The sequence below is a fragment of the Streptomyces sp. Ncost-T10-10d genome (assembly GCF_900091955.1).
Taxonomy (GTDB): domain Bacteria; phylum Actinomycetota; class Actinomycetes; order Streptomycetales; family Streptomycetaceae; genus Streptomyces.
On the sequence record NZ_FMDF01000028.1, the window covers coordinates 1 to 16,592 of the forward strand.

The 16,592-nt window shown below is 70.3% G+C and carries 17 protein-coding genes; 5 read left to right on the top strand and 12 right to left on the bottom strand.

Translation table 11 applies throughout. The features are described from left to right. From GA0115254_RS02200 to GA0115254_RS02210, 3 genes are all read right to left on the bottom strand, one after another. Positions 1–253: biotin/lipoyl-containing protein (locus GA0115254_RS02200; RefSeq protein WP_305135812.1), on the bottom strand; the 253-nt coding region annotated here is incomplete at its 3' end. 60 nt (positions 254–313) lie between these two features. Beyond that, a complete protein-coding gene (gene lpdA / locus GA0115254_RS02205; RefSeq protein WP_093893552.1) occupies positions 314–1,702 on the bottom strand; it encodes a dihydrolipoyl dehydrogenase in 1,389 nt (462 codons plus the stop codon). 327 nt (positions 1,703–2,029) lie between these two features. Further along, complete coding sequence (locus tag GA0115254_RS02210; RefSeq protein ID WP_093893553.1) at positions 2,030–3,586, bottom strand: leucyl aminopeptidase; 1,557 nt, start codon at positions 3,584–3,586, stop codon at positions 2,030–2,032. Between the two features lie 247 nt (positions 3,587–3,833). Between GA0115254_RS02210 and GA0115254_RS02215 the strand changes: the two genes are divergently transcribed. Next, positions 3,834–4,664 (top strand): endo alpha-1,4 polygalactosaminidase, encoded by an 831-nt coding sequence (locus tag GA0115254_RS02215; protein WP_093893554.1) that lies wholly within the window; start codon positions 3,834–3,836, stop codon positions 4,662–4,664. Here the strand turns inward: GA0115254_RS02215 and GA0115254_RS02220 are convergent. Beyond that, positions 4,661–5,440 carry an adenosylcobinamide-GDP ribazoletransferase gene (locus tag GA0115254_RS02220; protein WP_093893564.1) on the bottom strand — a complete coding sequence of 260 codons (780 nt, stop codon included), beginning with the start codon at positions 5,438–5,440 and terminating at the stop codon, positions 4,661–4,663. The genes GA0115254_RS02215 and GA0115254_RS02220 overlap by 4 nt on opposite strands. 88 nt (positions 5,441–5,528) lie before the next feature. Here GA0115254_RS02220 and GA0115254_RS02225 point away from each other — a divergent pair, with 88 nt between their 5' ends. Further along, complete coding sequence (locus tag GA0115254_RS02225; protein WP_093893555.1) at positions 5,529–6,290, top strand: hypothetical protein; 762 nt, start codon at positions 5,529–5,531, stop codon at positions 6,288–6,290. Here the strand turns inward: GA0115254_RS02225 and GA0115254_RS02230 are convergent. The 5 genes from GA0115254_RS02230 to GA0115254_RS02250 all read right to left on the bottom strand — a co-directional run bounded on the left by GA0115254_RS02230 (position 6,233) and on the right by GA0115254_RS02250 (position 12,160). Further along, positions 6,233–6,967: a hypothetical protein gene (locus GA0115254_RS02230; RefSeq protein ID WP_093893556.1), complete on the bottom strand. Its 735-nt coding sequence runs from the start codon at positions 6,965–6,967 to the stop codon at positions 6,233–6,235. The two genes, GA0115254_RS02225 and GA0115254_RS02230, sit on opposite strands and share 58 nt — an antisense overlap. Next, on the bottom strand, positions 6,964–8,769 hold the full coding sequence (locus GA0115254_RS02235) for a phosphatidylglycerol lysyltransferase domain-containing protein (RefSeq protein ID WP_093893565.1): 1,806 nt from the start codon (positions 8,767–8,769) through the stop codon (positions 6,964–6,966). The genes GA0115254_RS02230 and GA0115254_RS02235 overlap by 4 nt, the downstream gene beginning before the upstream one ends. Positions 8,770–8,853: 84 nt before the next feature. Next, entirely contained in the window at positions 8,854–9,966 is a 1,113-nt protein-coding gene (gene cobT / locus GA0115254_RS02240; protein ID WP_093893557.1) for a nicotinate-nucleotide--dimethylbenzimidazole phosphoribosyltransferase, read from the bottom strand. Between the two features lie 95 nt (positions 9,967–10,061). Next, positions 10,062–10,901 (bottom strand): class I SAM-dependent methyltransferase, encoded by an 840-nt coding sequence (locus GA0115254_RS02245; RefSeq protein ID WP_093893558.1) that lies wholly within the window; start codon positions 10,899–10,901, stop codon positions 10,062–10,064. 56 nt (positions 10,902–10,957) lie between these two features. Next, positions 10,958–12,160: a bifunctional adenosylcobinamide kinase/adenosylcobinamide-phosphate guanylyltransferase gene (locus tag GA0115254_RS02250; RefSeq protein WP_093893559.1), complete on the bottom strand. Its 1,203-nt coding sequence runs from the start codon at positions 12,158–12,160 to the stop codon at positions 10,958–10,960. A gap of 127 nt (positions 12,161–12,287) precedes the next feature. Here GA0115254_RS02250 and GA0115254_RS02255 point away from each other — a divergent pair, with 127 nt between their 5' ends. Then, the gene (locus tag GA0115254_RS02255) at positions 12,288–12,497 is read left to right on the top strand and encodes a hypothetical protein (RefSeq protein WP_093893560.1); all 210 of its coding nucleotides are present in this window, start codon (positions 12,288–12,290) and stop codon (positions 12,495–12,497) included. A gap of 64 nt (positions 12,498–12,561) precedes the next feature. Here the strand turns inward: GA0115254_RS02255 and GA0115254_RS02260 are convergent, their stop codons facing one another. The 3 genes from GA0115254_RS02260 to GA0115254_RS02270 form a co-directional block, all read right to left on the bottom strand. Then, positions 12,562–13,638: a S1C family serine protease gene (locus tag GA0115254_RS02260; protein WP_093893561.1), complete on the bottom strand. Its 1,077-nt coding sequence runs from the start codon at positions 13,636–13,638 to the stop codon at positions 12,562–12,564. A gap of 93 nt (positions 13,639–13,731) precedes the next feature. Then, a complete protein-coding gene (locus GA0115254_RS02265; RefSeq protein WP_370740815.1) occupies positions 13,732–14,466 on the bottom strand; it encodes a class I SAM-dependent methyltransferase in 735 nt (244 codons plus the stop codon). Between the two features lie 107 nt (positions 14,467–14,573). Next, the gene (locus GA0115254_RS02270) at positions 14,574–15,173 is read right to left on the bottom strand and encodes a DUF3043 domain-containing protein (protein ID WP_093893562.1); all 600 of its coding nucleotides are present in this window, start codon (positions 15,171–15,173) and stop codon (positions 14,574–14,576) included. A gap of 296 nt (positions 15,174–15,469) precedes the next feature. Here GA0115254_RS02270 and GA0115254_RS02275 point away from each other — a divergent pair, with 296 nt between their 5' ends. Together GA0115254_RS02275 and GA0115254_RS02280 are read left to right on the top strand one after the other, a co-directional pair. After that, the gene (locus tag GA0115254_RS02275; RefSeq protein WP_093893567.1) at positions 15,470–16,252 is read left to right on the top strand and encodes a PspA/IM30 family protein; all 783 of its coding nucleotides are present in this window, start codon (positions 15,470–15,472) and stop codon (positions 16,250–16,252) included. 9 nt (positions 16,253–16,261) lie between these two features. Further along, entirely contained in the window at positions 16,262–16,540 is a 279-nt protein-coding gene (locus tag GA0115254_RS02280) for a PspA-associated protein PspAA (RefSeq protein ID WP_093893563.1), read from the top strand. Positions 16,541–16,592: the final 52 nt, after the last annotated feature.

The window sequence follows — 16,592 nt, forward strand, 5'->3', positions numbered from 1 at the left end:
CGGCGGGCGCACCCGTGCCGTCGTCGATGACGGCCAGCTCGGCGCCGACCTCGACGGTCTCGTCCTCGGCGACCTTGATGGCGGCGAGGATGCCGGCAGCGGGGGCAGGGATCTCGGTGTCGACCTTGTCGGTCGAAACCTCGAGCAGCGGCTCGTCGGCCTCGACGCGCTCGCCCTCGGCCTTCAGCCAGCGGGTGACAGTGCCCTCGGTGACGCTCTCGCCGAGCGCCGGAAGGGTTACGGAAACCGACATGGTTTCAGTTGCTCCTTACGAAAGTGCGGAAGTAGGTCGTCGTCGCGCCCGGTCGACTGATCAGTCGTGGGAGTGCAGGGGCTTGCCGGCGAGGGCCAGGTGGGCCTCGCCCATCGCCTCGTTCTGCGTCGGGTGGGCGTGGATGAGCTGCGCGACCTCGGCGGGCAGCGCCTCCCAGTTGTAGATCAGCTGGGCCTCGCCGACCTGCTCGCCCATACGGTCACCGACCATGTGGACGCCGACCACGGCACCGTCCTTGACCTGGACGAGCTTGATCTCGCCCGCGGTCTTGAGGATCTTGCTCTTGCCGTTGCCCGCGAGGTTGTACTTCAGAGCGACGACCTTGTCCGCGCCGTAGAGCTCCTTGGCCTTGGCCTCGGTGATGCCCACGGAGGCGACCTCGGGGTGGCAGTACGTCACCCGCGGGACACCGTCGTAGTCGATCGGAACGGTCTTCAGACCGGCCAGCCGCTCCGCCACCAGGATGCCCTCGGCGAAGCCGACGTGCGCGAGCTGGAGCGTCGGGGCCAGGTCACCCACGGCCGAGATGGTGGGCACGTTGGTCTGCATGTACTCGTCGACGAGGACGTAGCCGCGGTCCATCGCGACGCCGGCCTCCTCGTAGCCCAGACCCTGCGAGACCGGGCCGCGGCCGATGGCGACCAGCAGCACCTCGGCCTCGAAGGTCTTGCCGTCGGCGAGGGTCACGCGGACGCCGTCCTGCGTGTACTCGGCGCTCTGGAAGAACGTACCGAGGTTGAACTTGATGCCGCGCTTGCGGAAGGCGCGCTCAAGAAGCTTCGAGCTGTTCTCGTCCTCGACCGGGACGAGGTGCTTCAGGCCCTCGATGATCGTGACGTCGGTGCCGAAGGACGTCCACGCCGAGGCGAACTCGACGCCGATGACGCCGCCGCCCAGTACGATCGCGGACTTCGGGACACGGTCCAGCTTCAGCGCGTGGTCCGAGGAGATGATGCGGTTGCCGTCGATCTCCAGGCCCGGCAGCGACTTCGGCACGGAGCCGGTCGCGAGCAGCACGTGGCGGCCCTGGACGCGCTGGCCGTTCACATCCACCGAGGTGGGGGAGGAGAGCCGTCCCTCACCCTCGATGTAGGTGACCTTGCGCGAGGCGATGAGACCCTGCAGACCCTTGTACAGGCCCGAGATCACGTCGTCCTTGTACTTGTGGACGGCCTCGATGTCGATGCCCTCGAAGGTGGCCTTGACACCGAACTGGTCGGCCTCGCGCGCCTGGTCGGCGATCTCGCCGGCGTGCAGCAGGGCCTTCGTGGGGATGCAGCCGTTGTGCAGGCAGGTACCGCCGACCTTGCCCTTCTCGATCAGAGCGACGTCCAGGCCCAGCTGCGCTCCGCGCAGGGCCGCGGCGTAACCGCCGCTACCACCGCCGAGGATCACTAGGTCGAAAACGGTGCTGGCGTCGTTCGCCACGTCACGTCCTCCATGCATGTGCGCCGTACGCCGGGCCCCGTCGCTGGGGGATGACCGGCCGGTCGGCTGGTGTTCGGCCGCTTTTGTTATTCGGCCCTGTGGTGGGGGCCCTGTCCTGCCGAGAACCCATCTTCGCACTTGTTGACGGTGGGCGGGACGCGGGGCCCGGGTCTGAGGCGGATGATCATCCGTCTCGGGTGGTTACCGCTGCGTAGAGACCCACTGATTTCGTTGAGAGCGAAACCTGCCGGGATCCACGCCGCGATGCCACCGGGGGAACACCTACGGCCCCGGACGTATGCCCGGGGCCGTGTGCCGGCTGCGACCTCAGCCGAGGTCTCCGGCAGCGGTGCGCTCCGCCAGCTTCACCAGCGTGCGGATCGCGGAACCGGTGCCGCCCTTCGGCGTGTAGCCGTACGGTGCGCCCTCGTGGAAGGCCGGGCCCGCGATGTCCAGGTGCGCCCAGGCGATGCCCTCGCCCACGAACTCCTTCAGGAACAGACCGGCGACCAGGCCGCCGCCCATCCGCTCGCCCATGTTGGCGATGTCGGCGGTCGGGGAGTCCATGCCCTTGCGCAGGTCGGCGGGGAGCGGCATCGGCCAGGAGGCCTCGCCGACCTCCTCGGCGATCTCGTGGATGGAGGTACGGAAGGCGTCGTCGTTCGCCATGATGCCGAAGGTGCGGTTGCCCAGCGCCAGCACCATCGCGCCGGTCAGGGTCGCCACGTCGACGATCGCGTCCGGGTTCTCCTCGGAGGCACGGGTCAGCGCGTCGGCGAGGACGAGCCGGCCCTCGGCGTCCGTGTTGAGGACCTCGACGGTCTTGCCGCTGTACATGCGCAGCACGTCACCGGGGCGGGTGGCGTTGCCGGACGGCATGTTCTCCGCGAGCGCCAGCCAGCCGGTGACATTGACCTGGAGGCCGAGACGGGCGGCCGCGACGACGGCTGCGAACACGGCGGCGGCGCCGCTCATGTCGCACTTCATCGTCTCGTTGTGGCCGGCCGGCTTCAGCGAGATGCCGCCCGAGTCGTAGGTGATGCCCTTGCCGACCAGGGCCAGGGTCTTCTCCGCCTTCGGGTGCGTGTAGGCGAGCTTCACCAGACGCGGGCCGTGGGTCGAACCCTGGCCGACGCCCAGCAGACCGCCGAAGCCGCCCTTGACGAGCGCCTTCTCGTCGAGGACCTGGACCTTGATGCCGTGCTCCTTGCCGGCGGCGGTGGCCACGGCGGCGAAGGACTCGGGGTACAGGTCGTTCGGCGGGGTGTTGATCAGGTCGCGGGCGCGGTTGATCTCCTCGACGACCGCGACGGCACGCTCGGCGGCCGCCTTGAACGCCTTGTCGCGCGGCTTGGCGCCGAGCAGGGCGACCTCGCCGAGCGGCAGCTTCGCGCCGTTGCCGTTCTTCTTGTCCTTGGGCGCCAGCTTGTTCTCGCCGCCCTGGTACGCGGTGAAGGCGTACGCGCCGAGGAGCGCGCCCTCCGCGATCGCCTCGGCGTCCTCGGCGGACTCGATGGGCAGCGCGAAGCCGGCCTTCTTCGAACCGCTCAGGGCGCGGGCGGCCGAGCCCGCGGCCCGGCGCAGCGCCTCGGCGTCGTACGCCGCGTCCTTCTCCGGGACGGAGCCGAGTCCGGCCGCGATGACGACCGGGACCTTGAGGCCGGCGGGCGCGGGGAGCTTGGTCACCTCGCCCTCGGCACCAGCGGCGCCCAGGGCCTTCAGGACGGTGGCGAGCTTTCCGTCGAACGCCTTGTCCACGGCCTCGGCGCCCGGCGCGAGGACCAGGTCACCGGACTTGGATCCAGCGCCCTTGGCGACGCCGACGACGAGTGCGTCGGCGCGCAGCGTCGCCGCACCGGCAGTGCTGAGAGTGAGAGCAGTCACGGTGGTGAAATCTCGCTTCCGTTGAGTTCGTTGTCGGTCGAGGGGTGGGCCGACCGTGCCCGGCGCATCGTAGACGCCGCCGCAATGTGCCGGGAATGAGCCTACGCGCGCCTTTGCTGCGGGATCACGTCGGCGGCCCGCTGTGGCGTCGATGCCCCGGTTCCGGGTTGCCGGGTCCGGGGCCGTGCGGCTGGAACGGGCCGTGCAAGTAGGGTCGTTGGCGGTGCCGGACCGATGGGGGAGAACCATGCGCGCCTGTGGAGCTGCACACGTGACCTGGCCGGGACCGGCGCTGCCGGTCACCGTGCTGATTCTGCTGACCCTGCTGACCGGCTGCACCTCGGCGCCGGAACCCGCCGGCGCGGGCCGGTGGCGGCCGGAGCCGGGCATCGGCTGGCAGTGGCAGCTCTCCGGCCGGCTGGACCCCACGGTGGACGTCCCCGTGTACGACATCGACGGCTTCGAGCACAAGGCTCCGGCCGTCGCCGACCTGCACCGCCGGGGCCGCAAGGTGATCTGCTACCTCTCCACCGGCGCCTGGGAGGAGTTCCGCCCGGACGCCGGGAAGTTCCCCGCCTCGGTACGGGGGAAGGGCAACGGCTGGGAGGGGGAGCGGTGGCTCGACATCCGCCGCACGGACGTCCTGGAGCCGCTGATGGAGGCGCGGATCGCGATGTGCGCGAAGAAGGGCTTCGACGCGGTGGAGCCCGACAACATGGACGGCTACCGCAACCGCACGGGCTTCCCGCTGACCGCCGCCGACCAGGTGCGCTACAACCGGCTCATCGCCCGTATCGCCCACCGCCATGGACTCGCCGTCGGCCTGAAGAACGACCTCGACCAGATCCCGGAGCTGGAGCCGGACTTCGACTTCGCGGTCAATGAGCAGTGCGCGCAGTACGGGGAGTGCGATGCCCTCACACCGTTCGTGAAGGCGGGCAAGGCCGTCTTCCACGTGGAGTACGAGCTGCCGGTCGCCCGGTTCTGCGCCGGGTCGAAGCGGCTCGGGCTCAGTTCGCTGCGGAAGAGGTACGAGCTGGGTGTGTGGCGCCAGGAGTGCCCGAAGGCCCGCTCCTAACCGAGTGCCAGGACCACCAGGGCCGCCGTCGCGGCAGTCTCCGCCAGTGCGCCGAAGACATCGCCGGTCACCCCGCCGAAGCGCCGTACACAGTGCCGCAGCAGGAGTTGGGCGACGCCGAGGGCGGCCAGCGCGGCGAGGGCGTGGTGCAGCGCCCCGTACCCGCCGAGGAGCGCACCGGCACCCGCACAGGCCGCCACCGTGACGGCACCGACCGCCACCGCGGCCCGGACCGTGACCGTTCCCGCCACCACCGCACCCAGCCCTTCCGGACGGGCCGCCGGTACGCCCTGACGGGAAGCCAGGGTGAGCGCCAGCCGGGCGGTGACCGCGGCGACGACCGCCGCCACCGCGCCGTGCGCCCAGCTCTGCCCGTAGAGCCGGCCGAGGACCGCGACCTGGGCCAGCAGCACGAACAGCAGGGTGATCACACCGAACGGGCCGATGTCCGACTGCTTCATGATCCGCAGGGCGTCGTCGGCGGGCTTGCCGCTGCCCAGGCCGTCGGCGGTGTCCGCGAGACCGTCCAGATGCAGACCCCGGGTCAGCACCGCCGGCACGGCGGCGGAGGCGACCGCGGCCGGCAGCGGGCCGGAGCCGAGCAGCAGCAACAGACAGCCGGGCACCGCCGCGAGCAGCCCCACGACGAGACCGGCTGCCGGTGCGCACAGCATCCCGGCGCGGGCGGCCCGGCGGTCCCAGCGGGTGACGCGGACGGGGAGCACGGTCAGGGTGCCGAAGGCGAAGCGCAGGCCATGGCTGTTCAGGGAGGTCACGGCGCGCAGGGTAATCGGTGCGGCGGGCCGATAGATTGTACAGAACACAGCAGATCATGACAAAAGAGTCTTATTGGGAGTGGGTGGCATGGGTCACTGGTTCGATCAGAACATCGTCGAGCCCGGAAAGCTGCCGCTGCTCCTCGCCCTGGCCGCCTTCGTGCTCACCTTCGCCATCACCCGGTTCATCACGCGGATGATCCGGGCCGGCAAGGGCCCGTTCCGCAACATCACGCCCGGCGGAGTGCATGTCCACCATGTGGTGCCCGGGGTGGTGCTGAGCGTCATCGGCGGCTTCGGGGCGGTCGCCAGTGGCCGCCAGGGTGTCACCGCGGGGGTCTGTGCGGTGGTCTTCGGTATGGGTGCGGGTCTGGTGCTGGACGAGTTCGCCCTGATCCTCCACCTCGACGATGTGTACTGGACCGAGGAGGGCCGCAAGAGCGTGGAGGTCGTGGTCCTCACCGCGGCGCTGGTGCTGCTGGTCCTGGCCGGTTTCTCACCGTTCGGCGTGAACGAGCTGAGCAGTGACCAGCAGCAGGGCAGGCTCGGCGTCATCCTGACCCTGGTCGTCAACTTCTGCTTCGTGCTGATCGCCCTGTTCAAGGGCAAGGCGCGGCTCGCGGTCGTCGGCACCCTCGTCCCGTTCGTCGCGCTGATCGGGGCGATCCGGCTGGCCCGGCCGACCTCGATGTGGGCGAAGCGCTTCTACCGCACCCGTCACCGCGCCCGCGCCCGGGCGGTGCTGCGCGCCTACCACCACGATGTGCGCTGGGCGGGCCCGCGCCGCAGATTTCAGGACCTGATCGGCGGCGCACCGGACCGGGTTCCGGCCCCCGGGCGCAAATCCTGAGCCCCGCGCCGCAGTTGCCGGCGCCGGTCCCGGCGGAGCGTGACAACACACAGCGCGAGGACCGCGGCGATCGCGGCCAGATGCTCCTTGCCCGCCAGATTGTTCTTGAAGATCATCTCGGCCACCATTGTCGCGATCACCAGCGCCCCGGTGAACCAGGCCCGGTAGACGTAACTCACGTAGACGGCCAGCCCGACCACCGCCGCCGAAGGGCCGGTGTCGATGATCCGGGCATCGGAGGCGGGCAGCCCGAACAGCCCTTCGGGGTCGATCGAGACACCGATCCGCGCGTACATCGTTCCGGCCAGCGTCGCGACGTACGCGATCAGCAGCGTGCGCCACCGGCCCAGACAGATCTCGGCGGTCCCGAACACCACCAGGATCTGCGCCAGCGCCCCCCACGCCGGCAGGTCCAGCGCCGGGACGAACAGTGACAACGGGGTACGCAGCAGGGCCTCCCACAGCGGATCCTCGGCCCGCACCGCCCCGAGCTCGCGCACCGGCCCGGCGCCCCACGACTGGTTCTGCACCGTATGGAGCAGTGCCGTCAGACAGACCGAAGCCAGCGTCATCGGAACAGCCCCCAGCCGGGAGGCGGCGAGCCCCGCGCGTACGGTCCCCGCGAGCGGACCCCACTCGTGGCGAACGGCCCGGCCCAGCGCGTGTACGGGTCTCATCCACCGGCCCCGAGATGTGAGCGGTGCATCCACTTGGGCAGACCGGGTGCCTCCAGGAACCCTTCGGCGCGGCCCGCGGCGAGGCCGATGCGCAGGAGGTCGGAGCTCTTCTCGAAGAGCATGAAGCGCGGCTCCCAGATCGGTCGGTACTTGGCGTTGGCGCGGTAGAGCGACTCGATCTGCCACCAGCGCGAGAAGAAGCTGAGCATGGAGCGCCACAGCCTCAGCACCGGTCCGGCGCCGAGCCGTGAACCCCGCTCGAAGACGGACCGGAACATCGCGAAGTTCAGTGAGACCTGGGTGATCCCGATCTCACCGGCACGCTGGAGGAGTTCGATGACCATGAACTCCATCAGGCCGTTCTCCGCGTCCCGGTCACGGCGCATCAGATCCAGCGAGAGGCCGTTCGGTCCCCATGGCACAAAGCTCAGTACGGCGCGCAACTCGCCGGGTTCGCCGCCCTCTTCGGTGGGCGAGTTGCGGCATTCGAGCATCACGCACTGCCCGTCTGCCGGATCGCCGAGCCGGCCCAGCGCCATCGAGAAGCCGCGTTCGGTCGCCCCGTCGCGCCAGTCGTCGGCGCGCCGTACCAGTTCGGCCATCTCGTCGTCGGGGATGTCGGCGTGCCGACGCACGGTCACCTCGTACCCGGCGCGCCTGACCCGGTTGTACGCCTGGCGGACGGTCCGCATCGCACGCCCTTCGAGGGTGAACTCGGCGGTCTCCACGATCGCTTCGTCGCCCAGCTCCAGGGCGTCGAGGCCGTGCCGCGCGTAGACGGTGCCGCCCTCCTCGCTCACGCCCATCACCGCCGGGATCCAGCCGTGCTCGCGGGCCTCGGCCAACCATGGCTCGATCGCTCCGGGCCAGGCCTCCAGGTCGCCGATGGGATCACCGGAGGCGAGCGAGACCCCGCCGACCACCCGGTAGGCGACGGCGGCCTTCCCGGTCGGTGACCAGATGACACTCTTCTCCCGGCGCAGCGCGAAGTAGCCGAGCGAGTCGCGGTCGCCGTGCTTGTCGAGCAGCGCCCGCAGCCGGGCCTCGTCCTCCGGGGTGATCGGGTCGACGGCCCGGCGGGCCCGGAACGCCGCGTACACGACGGCGATCAGCAGCAGCGTGGAGAGGATGTTGATGGTGACATTGACCCAGCCGGGCGTAGTGATTCCGGGGAAGTCGACATCGTTGGCGGCGACCGAGACGAGCCGCAGGGCGCCGTAGTGCCAGCGGTCCAGGAAGGACGAGCGGTAGTCGTCGCGCGCGGTGTTGGTGAGGGTGACCAGGCCCGCGGCGATCAGCGAGGTGACCAGCAGCCCGCCGACCGCGACGGCGGCGGCCAGCTTGGGATTGGACCGGTCGCCCTTCGCGTAGAACTCGCGCCGGCCGAGGGCGAGCGCCAGGACGAACATGGCCGTCAGCGCCAGCGAGATCCAGTTCTGCGCGTACTGCCGGACCTCCGGGAACGGAATCACCAGGGCGAAGAGCAGCAGCAGGAGACTGCTCACCACCATGTTCACGATCCACGCGGCCCGCTTGCGGCGGCGCATGGTGATCGCGAGGAAGAGCGCGACCACCCCGGAGGAGAAGCCGGCGGTGAGCAGATACGGGGTGAAGTAGTTCGCGGTGTTGTGACGGCGCAGATCGTTGCCGAGAGTGACCCAGACGGCGCTCAGGAAATTGATGAACGACACGACACGCAGGTACCAGATGGTGAACGCGGCGCAGCGGCGTGACCGGACGGTGCTCGGTGCCCGGGTGGTGTCCCGCCGGGATTCCTCGGTGGCCAATCGGACCTCTCCCATGAAAACGATCATATGGTGCATCGCGCAACATGAGGGGACTGCGCTGCGGCCGGTTTGTGGCCGGCCGCAGCGCTGCCGGGTCCGTCAGCCGTCGGTCGCGTCGCGGTCCGCGTCGCTTCCGTCAGCCCCTTCGTCGGCACCGTTCTTCTCATCGGCGACAGGTGCGCGCTCGGGCAGCTCCGCCGCCAGCGCGGCCGCGGCCCGAACGAGCGGAAGTGCGAGCAATGCCCCACTTCCTTCACCCACGATGACGCCGTGGTCCAGCAATGGGTTGAGTGCCATCCGGTCCAGCGCCTTGGTCTGCGCCGGCTCGCCGCTCGCCTGACCCGCCAGCCACCAGTCCGGCGCCCGGAAGGCGGCCCGCTGACCCACCAGCGCACAGGCCGACGAGACCACACCGTCCAGAATGACCGGCAGCCTGCGCACCGCGCACTGCAGCAGGAACCCGGTCATCGCCGCCAGGTCCGCACCGCCCACCGTGGCCAGCAGCTCCAGCTGATCACCGAGGACCGGCCTGGCCCGCCGCAGCGCGTCCCGGATCGCCGCACACTTGCGCATCCACGCCAGATCGTCGATCCCCGCGCCGCCGCGCCCGGTGACCACCGAGGCGTCCGTGCCGCACAGCGCCGCGATCAGCGTGGCCGCGGCCGTCGTCCCGCCGACGCTCAGATCGCCGAGCACCACCAGATCGGTGCCCGAGTCGGCCTCCTCGTCGGCGATCGCCATGCCGAGACGTACCGCCTGCTCGGCCTCCTCGGCCGTCAGCGCGTCCTCGATGTCGATCCGGCCGCTGCCGCGCCGCACCCGGTGACGTACCACCGACTCGGGCAGCAGCTCGGGGTCGCAGTCCAGAGCGGCGTCGACGATCCGTACCGGCACCGAGAACTGGCGCGCCAGCACGGCGAGCGGAGTCGCACCCTCCAGCGTGGCCCGAACCAGCTCGTACGCAGTGCCGGCCGCGCGCCCGGAGACACCCAGTTCGGCAACCCCGTGGTCACCGGCGAAGAGCACCACGCGCGGCTGCTCGATCGCCTTGACCGGTACGGACTGCTGGGCGGCCGAGAGCCAGGCGCCCAGCTCGTCCAGGCGGCCGAGGGCGCCGGGGGGAACGACCATGCGCTCCCGCCGTTCCTCGGCGTCGCGCCGTACGCCGCCGTCGGGGCGTTCGATCAGGTCGGAGAAGTCGTCCAGATTCACGGGGGTCTGCCTCGCGGGTCGATACGTGGAGTGGGCCGGTGAGCCCGGCGGCGGGCTCACTGCGGAACAGTACCCGCCACGTTTCTGACACCGGGTCAGTACGAGGTTCTGCCCACGAACCGCAGCTGCGTCATCGCGGGCGTCAGGGTCCGCAGCCCCGGAAGCAGCGACTGGATCCGGATCAGCTCGCCCATCGCGCCCCGCCCCCGCGGCAGCCGCAGCGCCCGCACCTCGGTGATCCCCGGGTGCGCACTGCGCAGCTTGTGCCGCTCGCCGGGGTTCATCGCCCAGCGCATCGGCGGAATGGTCATCGCGCCGACCTTCGACGTGCCGGCCACCGTGCCCCTGGCCAGCCAGCGCGCCATCGTGTCCAGCACGAGGATGCCGCCGGGCAGCCGTTCGGCACAGGCCGCCAGGATCCTCCGTACCTCCTTGGGGGGCAGATACATCAGCAGACCCTGCGTCGTGACGACGACACCGCGGCCCTCCGGGTCCTCGATCTCGTCCAGCCAGGACAGATCGGTCGCCGAACGGGACAGGGTGCGCAGCCGGTCCGAGGCGGGCAGCAGGGCCCGGCGCAACTCGGCGACCTCGGGCAGTTCCACGCTCAGCCAGTTCAGCCGGCCGTTGTCGACCCTCCAGAAGCCGGTCTCCAGACCGTCGCCGAGCGCGACCACAGTGGCCTGCGGCCGGGCGGCGAGATACCCCTGCACGGCCAGGTCGAAGCAGCGCGAGCGCAGCCCTTGGGCCTGTGAGTGGAACGCGTTCGGCCGCCCGAACCGTTCCTCGAAGGGGTAGTCCAGATCCTTCAGCAACCGGAGTGCCATCGGATCATCCAGCACGGGATAGGGCTGCCCCGCCTCGTACGCCCGGTTGTAGAGCGTCCACAACAAGGTCTCCGGAACCCCGTTCAGTATCGGTCGTACACGTGCCATGTCCGCTCCTCCTGTTCTCGCGCTCCGTTCCTGCGTTGCGCGTTCCCGGGTCCCGGTCAGCCGCGCAGCGTCAGCACCTGCCCGGACACCACCAGCAGTACCTGCTCGCACTCGTCGGCGAACGCGGCGTTCAACCGGCCCAGCTCGTCCCGGAACCGTCGCCCGGCAGCCGTCGCGGGCACCACGCCCGAGCCGGTCTCGTTGGTCACGGCGACGACCGTGCGCCGCGTTCCGCGCACCGCGGTGACCAACTCGGCGGTCCGCTCCCGCAACGCGTTCTCGCCGCCGTTCGCCCACGCCGCGTCGTCCCAGGCATCCACCCGGTCCATCGCATCCGTCAGCCACAGCGACAGACAGTCGATCAGCAGCGGCGGCCCGTCCGACTCCAGCAGCTCCACCAGCTCACACGTCTCCTCGGTGCGCCAGGCGGCCGGCCTGCGGTCCCGGTGCAGCCCGATCCGGGCCGCCCACTCCGCGTCCCCTTCCCTGCCTCCACCGGTCGCCACGTACAGCACCTCGGGGAACGTCTCCAGGCGCCGCTCGGCCTCCACCGACTTACCCGACCTGGCACCGCCCGTCACCAGCGTGCGCCGCGGCACGTCCGGCACCGAGTGGTACTCACCCATCACCAGCGTCGTCCCGTCGGGTACGGCCCGCGCGCCGGCCGCCGCGAGCCGCCGGTCCAGCTCGGCGCCGGGCGGTGCGTCGTGGTCCAGATGAACGGCGATGATCTCGGTGGCCGGCCCGATCGCCTCGACGGCCCGCAGCCGCGCCACCGCGTCCGGCCGCCCGACCACATCGCCGACCACCATGTCGTAGGGCTGTGCCACCCGGTCCGTGAGACCGGAGGGCGCGGCGCCCGGCGGCAGGTAGAGCAGCCGTGCGCCCTCCGGGGCCGTCACCTCGTAACCCGTTCCCGGCGCGTCCATCGGTACCGCCCTCACCCGGTGACCGCTGATCAGCGTCAGCTCCCGCCCGTCCGGCACGCGTCCCGCCGGAGGCAGGCCGGCAGGCAGCTCCACGGCGGGCCCGTCGTGCGGATGGGTGAGCAGCACCTGCCGTACGCCGGTGAGCGAATGCCCCGCACGGGCTGCGGCGAACACGGCCCCCGGGGTGAGATCGAGCAGCAGCGCGTCGTCGACGAGCAGCGCGGTCGCGGCCCGCGAGCGCGTACCGCGGGCGGTGGCGCAGGCGGCACAGGGACATTCGGGCCGCGGCAGCCCGTCGGGGGCTCCGGTGCCCAGCAGAGTCAGTTCCACGCCTCCGATCCTCCCGCGTCCGCGCAGCGGGTGCGCGACCTGGGGGCGTCCGAGCGGGCGCAGGACCCGTTCCCGCACCGATCGGAGGCACTAGGCTGCGGGCAGCAAAGTGACCCAGGAGGCGGACATGGCGTGGACGTGGCGGTTCGAGAAGTCCGACGGTACGGAGACGGAGCCGGCCCTGCAGCCGGAGGAATTCACCACGCAGGGCGATGCGGAGTCCTGGATCGGTGAGTACTGGAAGGAGCTCCTCGACGGCGGGGCGGACCAGGTGACGCTCTTCGACGACACGACAAAGATCTACGGCCCCATGAGCCTCCAGGCCGACCAGGGCTGATCCGCCCGGCGCATGAGCAGCCGTACGGGCTCGGGCCTGTCTCCGAGCCCGTACGGCGTTGAAGCTAGATCTCGCCGAGAGTGACCTGCGCTGTCTTCTCCGCCCCGTTGCGCAGGTACGTCACCGTGACCTTCTCGCCCGGCTTGTCCGAGGCCAGCGCCTCCGACAGGGCCGTGATCGTCGGGACCGGCAGATCTCCGACCTTGGTGACGACGTCGCCGACCCGCAGCCCCGCCTTGTCCGCGGCGCCGCCCTTCGTCACGCCGACCAGCGCCACCCCGACCGGCTGGTAGGTGTCGTTGACGACCGTGCGTCCGATGATGTTCAGCGCAGCCCGGCCCGAGTCGGTGACCTTGCCGCTCTTGACGATCTGATCGGCGATCGTCTTCACCATCGACACGGGGATCGCGAACCCGATCCCCGGCGCCGCGCTGTCACCCATCTGCGGGTCGATCGCCCCCAGCGTCGGGATGCCGATCACCTCGCTGTTCAGGTTGACCAGCGCACCTCCGCTGTTGCCCGGGTTGATCGCCGCCGAGGTCTGCACCATGTTCGCGATCGTCGCGCCCGTGCCACCGCCCCCGCTGCCTTCGCTGACGGTCCGGCCGAGCGCCGAGACGATGCCCTGGGTGACGCTGGAGGACAGCCCGAGCGGCGAGCCCATCGCCAGCACGATCTGTCCCACCTCGACCTTCTCCGAGTCGCCGAACTTTGCGGGCTTCAGCCCTTCCGGGACCTCGGCGAGCTTGATGACGGCCAGATCCTGTTCCGGATAGGCGGCGACCAGCGAGGCCCGCAGCACCTTCTCGCCGGTGGCGACGGTGACCTTGAACGTCTTCTCGTTGCCGACCACGTGCGCGTTGGTGACGATATGGCCCTTGGTGTCGTAGATGACGCCGGAGCCCAGGCTGTTGGAGGCTTCGATCTGCACGACCGACGGCAGGACGTTCTTGATCACGTCCTGGTACTCGTGCTGCAGATCGCCGACGGTCTGCGAAGCGGAGGCCGACTCGGTGGGTCGGGCCGCCGGAGAATCGGAGTTCGCGTCCGAGCAGCCGCTCACCAGGGCGACTGCGCAGACACCTGCGGTCAGAGGCAGCAGCAGACGGCGTACACGGTTGCGGGAGTGGGATGCATCCATGTCCGAATTATTGCTTTTAGCCCTATTGGGGGCCTGTTGGGTTCGGCCGACCGGGTACGCCGCCGGACGACTCCGGCGGCGTACCGGAAGGTTCTAGCCCCGCACTCCGCACAGATGGAGCAGCGCGGCCACGCGGCGGTACGGATCGGTCCGTCCGGCGCGATCCTCCGCGGCCAGCACCCGCTCCAGTTCGTCGGCGGCCGGCAGTTCCACGTCGTTGCTCACGTTGTCCGTGAAGACACGCACCCCGTACCAGGCGTGCAGGGGTGCCGCGATGCCGGCGAGCGTGGCCGTCAGCGCGTCCAGCCGGTCGGCCCTCACCGCGAGCCCCAGCCGATTGGTGTACGCATCCGTGTCGAAGGCGGCCAGCGCCGCGTCCCAGTCCCCGGCGGTCCCGGGCCGCATCGCCAGCGCATCGGCGTTCCGTACGAGCAGCGAGAGCAGTCCGCCCGGGGCCAGCATCCGGGCAAGTCCGGCCAGCATCGCGTCCGGCTCCCGGACATACATCAGCACGCCGTGGCAGAGCACCACGTCGAAGCTGCCGGGCAGGAAGTGCACCCCGGTGTCCAGGCCGTTGCCCTCGATGAGCCGGACCCGTTCACGGATGCCCGCGGGCTCGCTGCCGAGCGCCTCGCGGGCCACCCGCAGCATCTCGGCGTCGGACTCCAGGCCCGTCACGCTGTGACCGGCCCTGGCCAGGCGCAGCGCCTGGGTGCCCTGGCCCATGCCGACGTCGAGGATGCGCAGCCGCTGCCCGACCGGGAAGCGGGCCGCGATCTGCTCGTCGATCTGCCGGGCGACGAGCTCCTGGCGGACGGTGTTGCGCAGTCCGCCGAGCCCTTTCAGCCACACCGCAGAGGCTCCCGAGAACCCGGTGACGGTGGCGGTGACGGCGTCGGCGGACGGACCGCCGGCCGAGCCGGAGATATCCGTACTCAGGGTCGCTCTCCACGCTTGACCTGCGGCTTCGGCAGCCGGAGCCGACGCATCTGAAGCGTACGCATCAGACCGTAGGCGACCGCGCCACGCTTCGGCGTATCGGGGAAGCGTGCGTTCAGCTGCTTCTTCAGGCGGAACGCGAGACCGATCGAGTCGATGACGATCAGCACGATCACGACGAGCCAGAGCAGCAGCGAGATGGTCTGGATGTTCTGCACCTGGATCACGCTGAGGATCAGAATGATCACGGCGAGCGGCAGGAAGAACTCCGCGATGCAGAAACGCGAGTCCACGTAATCGCGGACGAAGCGCCGCACCGGGCCCTTGTCGCGAGCCGGCAGATAGCGCTCGTCGCCACTGGCGAGCGCCTCACGCTGCTTGGCCATGTCCACACGGCGCGCTTCGCGCTGCCGCTTCATGGCCTCCTTGCGGTCGAGCGGCGCGCCACTGGAGGCACGACGGCGCTGCGACTGGGCATCGCTGCGCTTGGGGGTGGGGCGACCTTTGGGGGCCTGCGGGTCGCGGGGCTGCTTGGAGAGGTCCGCCGTCACCTTGCCGGTGGGCGCCTTCTCTTCCTTCGAACGGCTACGGAACACAAGGCCCAAGGGTACGGGTTCGATCGCCGCTGCCCCAGGCCGGTCGGGAACGATCCGGCAACGGCCTGCGTCCTCGGAGGTGTCCCCATGGGTCTGCCGCGGACGTCTCGACCGGTTTCCCCGACCGCCACCTACTCCCTGGGCCGGAGCGGTGACCGGGTGCAGTCGTCCTTGGGGAGGAGCACATCTGTGCTCGAACAGTGCGGTAATAGAGGCAGGGCCCGTACTGTGGGTTCTGTTGGAGTGCTGGAGCTCAGTCCGTCAGAAGGGGGCGCGCGAAGCCCATGAGCGGTGTCATGAAGCGTATGGGGATGATCTTCCGCGCGAAGGCAAACAAGGCCCTTGACCGGGCCGAGGATCCGCGCGAGACCCTCGATTACTCGTACCAGAAGCAGCTGGAGCTGCTTCAGAAGGTGCGCCGCGGCGTCGCCGATGTGGCGACCTCGCGCAAACGGCTGGAGCTGCAGCTGAATCAGCTGCAGGGTCAGTCGTCCAAGCTGGAGGACCAGGGCCGCAAGGCGCTCGCGCTCGGCCGCGAGGACCTGGCCCGCGAGGCGCTGTCCCGGCGCGCCGCACTCCAGCAGCAGGTCACCGACCTGGAGACGCAGCACACCACGCTGCAGGGCGAGGAGGAGAAGCTCACTCTCGCGGCCCAGCGGCTGCAGGCCAAGGTCGATGCCTTCCGTACCAAGAAGGAGACCATCAAGGCCACCTACACCGCAGCTCAGGCGCAGACCCGGATCGGCGAGGCCTTCTCCGGGATCTCGGAGGAGATGGGCGATGTCGGCCTGGCGATCCAGCGGGCCGAGGACAAGACCCAGCAGCTGCAGGCCCGGGCCGGTGCGATCGACGAGCTGCTCGCCTCCGGCGCCCTGGACGACCCGACCGGGACGGCGAAGGACGACATCGCCGCCGAGCTGGACCGGATCTCCGGTGGTACGGATGTGGAGCTGGAGCTGCAGCGCATGAAGGCCGAGCTGGCCGGCGGTTCCACCCAGCAGCAGGCGATCGAGGGCGGCCCGCAGGATGCGGCGCAGCAGCAGTCGTCGCAGTCCCCGCACAGGTTCGACAAGAGTTAAGGCAGCGTCATGATCGTACGGATCATGGGGGAGGGCCAGGTCGCACTGGCCGACAGCCATCTCGCCGAGCTCAACAGGCTCGACGACGAACTGCTCGCCGAGATGGAGAGCGGCGACGGCCCCGGCTTCCGCTCCACTCTCCACGCGCTCCTCGCCAGGGTGCGCGAGTTCGGCACACCCTTGCCGGACGACTCCCTGGAACCGTCCGAGCTGATCCTGCCGTCGTCCGACGCGACCCTTGAAGAGGTGCGCGCCATGCTCCGGGACGACGGTCTGATCCCCGGCTGACGCCGGTCGCTCTCCAGCACCCGCACAAGTCGTCGCCCCGTGTCCGGTCCGG

Coding starts and splice junctions, on each gene's coding strand:
- GA0115254_RS02215 (WP_093893554.1), top strand. CDS start 3,834: ATGCGCGCCTGTGGAGCTGCACACGTGACCTGGCCGGGACCGGCGCTG.
- GA0115254_RS02225 (WP_093893555.1), top strand. CDS start 5,529: ATGGGTCACTGGTTCGATCAGAACATCGTCGAGCCCGGAAAGCTGCCG.
- GA0115254_RS02230 (WP_093893556.1), bottom strand. CDS start 6,967: ATGAGACCCGTACACGCGCTGGGCCGGGCCGTTCGCCACGAGTGGGGT.
- GA0115254_RS02235 (WP_093893565.1), bottom strand. CDS start 8,769: ATGGGAGAGGTCCGATTGGCCACCGAGGAATCCCGGCGGGACACCACC.
- GA0115254_RS02245 (WP_093893558.1), bottom strand. CDS start 10,901: ATGGCACGTGTACGACCGATACTGAACGGGGTTCCGGAGACCTTGTTG.
- GA0115254_RS02255 (WP_093893560.1), top strand. CDS start 12,288: ATGGCGTGGACGTGGCGGTTCGAGAAGTCCGACGGTACGGAGACGGAG.
- GA0115254_RS02260 (WP_093893561.1), bottom strand. CDS start 13,638: ATGGATGCATCCCACTCCCGCAACCGTGTACGCCGTCTGCTGCTGCCT.
- GA0115254_RS02275 (WP_093893567.1), top strand. CDS start 15,470: ATGAAGCGTATGGGGATGATCTTCCGCGCGAAGGCAAACAAGGCCCTT.
- GA0115254_RS02280 (WP_093893563.1), top strand. CDS start 16,262: ATGATCGTACGGATCATGGGGGAGGGCCAGGTCGCACTGGCCGACAGC.